The organism is Cupriavidus basilensis OR16, from assembly GCF_000243095.1.
GTDB lineage: Bacteria > Pseudomonadota > Gammaproteobacteria > Burkholderiales > Burkholderiaceae > Cupriavidus > Cupriavidus basilensis_D.
Genome location: NZ_AHJE01000164.1, coordinates 1 through 2,528, shown reverse-complemented (window position 1 = coordinate 2,528; position 2,528 = coordinate 1). Strand labels below are relative to the sequence as shown.

Sequence of the window (2,528 nt, the reverse complement as noted above, 5' to 3'; positions counted from 1 at the left end):
GCCATCGAACGCTTGTTCACGATGATGGTCTTGGCCTTGTAGGCTTCCAGGATCGGCATGCCGGCAATCGGCGAGTTGGGGTCGGTCTTGGCGGCGGGGTTGACCACGTCGTTGGCGCCCAGCACCAGCACCACGTCGGCCTGGCCGAACTCGCTGTTGATGTCTTCCATCTCGAAGACCTGGTCGTAAGGCACCTCGGCCTCGGCCAGCAGCACGTTCATGTGGCCCGGCATGCGGCCCGCTACCGGGTGGATGGCGTACTTCACCGTCACGCCCTTCTCCACCAGCTTCTCGGTCAGCTCCTTGAGCGCATGCTGCGCGCGTGCCACCGCCAGGCCGTAGCCCGGGACGATGATCACGGTTTCCGCGTTGCCCATCAGGAAGGCGGCATCGTCGGCCGAGCCGGACTTGACGTTGCGCTGCGCCTGGCCGCCGGCAGCGGCCGCGGCGGGCGCGCCGCCAAAGCCGCCCAGCAGCACGTTGAAGAACGAGCGGTTCATCGCGCGGCACATGATGTACGAGAGGATGGCACCGCTCGATCCCACCAGCGAGCCGGCGATGATCAGCATCGGGTTGTTCAGCGAGAAGCCGATGCCCGCCGCCGCCCAGCCCGAGTACGAGTTGAGCATCGACACCACCACCGGCATGTCGGCGCCGCCGATCGGGATGATGATCAGCACGCCCAGCACGAAGGCGATCGCCAGCATCAGCAGGAAGGGCATCCAGGCCTGCGACAGGAAGAAAACCACGCCGAAGCCGATCATCGCCACCGCCAGCAGCAGGTTCAGCATATGCTGCCCGGCGAAGGACACGGGCGCACCCTGGAACAGGCGAAACTTGTAGCGCCCGGCCAGCTTGCCGAAGGCGATCACCGAACCGGAGAAGGTGATGGCGCCGACGAAGCAGCCGATGAACAGCTCGATGCGGTTGCCCAGCGGGATGTCGTGCGTACCCGTTGGCGCAATGCCGAAGGCGGCCGGCTCGGCCACCGCGGCCACCGCGATGAAGACCGCGGCCAGGCCAATCAGCGAATGCATGGCGGCCACCAGTTCGGGCATCTTGGTCATCTCGACCTTCTTCGCCACATAGGCGCCGATGCCGCCGCCGACCACCAGCGCGCCGAAGATCAACGCCAGGCCTTCGGCGACCGGCGGCTGGCCGGCGCTTGCCGCCACGAAGTCGTTCCTCAGTTTGGCGATCAGCACCAGCGTGGTTACCGCCGCAATGGCCATGCCGGTCATGCCGAAGGCGTTGCCGCGCCGTGCGGAACTGGGATGCGAGAGGCCCTTGAGCGCCTGGATGAAACACACCGAGGCCAGCAGGTAGAGCAGCGTGACGAGGTTCATGCTCACGAGATTGCTCATGCCGCGGCCTCCTTGCCGTGGGCGCCCACAGTCTTGGCCTTGGGCTCCTTCTTCTTGAACATCTCCAGCATGCGCTGCGTCACCAGGAAGCCGCCGAACACGTTGACTGCAGCGAGCGCCACCGCCAGCGCGCCCATGGTGCGGCCCACGGGGCCCTCGGTCAGGCCGGCCGCCAGCATGGCGCCGACGATGATGATGGCCGAGATTGCGTTGGTCACCGCCATCAGCGGCGTGTGCAGCGCGGGCGTGACGGTCCAGACCACGTGGTAGCCCACGTAGATCGCCAGTACGAAGATGATCAGGTTGATCACCGTGTGGTTCACCATTTCCATCGATTTCTCCTCAGCTTGTCAGTTCCGGCTCACGGCTCTTGGTCATCAGGCAAGCCGCTACGATGTCGTCTTTCATATCGATGGCGAGCTTGCCCTCCTTGTCGATGATCAGCTTGAGAAAGTCGAGCACGTTGCGCGCGTAGAGCGCGGAGGCGTCCGCCGCAACCATGCCGGCCAGGTTGGTGTGGCCAATCAGCGTGACGCCATGGCGCTCCACCACTTCGTCGGCCACGGTGAGCGGGCAGTTGCCGCCCTGCGCCGCGGCGAGGTCGACCACCACCGAGCCCGGCTTCATGGCCTTCACGGTCTCTTCCTTGAGCAGCACCGGCGCCTGGCGGCCCGGGATCAGCGCGGTGGTGATGACGATGTCGGCGGCCTTGGCGCGCTCGTGCACCAGTTCGGCCTGGCGCCGCATCCAGTCGGGCGGCATGGGGCGGGCATAGCCGCCCACGCCCTGCGCGATCTCGCGCTCTTCGTCGGTGACGAAGGGCACATCGAGGAATTTGCCGCCCAGCGATTCAATCTGTTCCTTGACGGCGGGACGCACGTCGGAGGCTTCGATCACCGCCCCCAGCCGCTTGGCGGTGGCGATGGCTTGCAGGCCGGCCACGCCGGCGCCGAGGATGAGCACGCGCGCGGCCTTGACGGTGCCGGCGGCGGTCATCAGCATCGGCATGAAGCGTTGATAGTGATGGGCGGCGACCAGCACGGCTTTATATCCGGCGATGTTGGCCTGGGAAGAGAGCACGTCCATGCTCTGCGCACGGGTGGTGCGCGGCGCCGCCTCGAGCGCGAAGCCGACAATGCCGGCGGCGGACATGCGGGCCTTGTT

At 66.4% G+C, this 2,528-nt stretch carries 3 protein-coding genes; all 3 read right to left on the bottom strand.

Annotation, left to right across the window (positions count from 1 at the left end; all coding sequences use genetic code 11):
• Nucleotides 1–1,364: NAD(P)(+) transhydrogenase (Re/Si-specific) subunit beta (locus OR16_RS36515; RefSeq protein WP_006164061.1), on the bottom strand; the 1,364-nt coding region annotated here is incomplete at its 3' end.
• Nucleotides 1,361–1,696 (bottom strand): NAD(P) transhydrogenase subunit alpha, encoded by a 336-nt coding sequence (locus OR16_RS36510; protein ID WP_006164060.1) that lies wholly within the window; start codon nucleotides 1,694–1,696, stop codon nucleotides 1,361–1,363. The genes OR16_RS36510 and OR16_RS36515, both read right to left, overlap by 4 nt.
• 10 nt (nucleotides 1,697–1,706) lie before the next feature.
• On the bottom strand, nucleotides 1,707–2,528 hold an 822-nt coding region (locus OR16_RS36505), incomplete at its 5' end, for an NAD(P) transhydrogenase subunit alpha (RefSeq protein ID WP_006164059.1).

Bases quoted from the DNA above. Each gene is read 5' to 3' on its own strand.
- OR16_RS36510 (WP_006164060.1), bottom strand. From the start codon at position 1,696: ATGGAAATGGTGAACCACACGGTGATCAACCTGATCATCTTCGTACTG.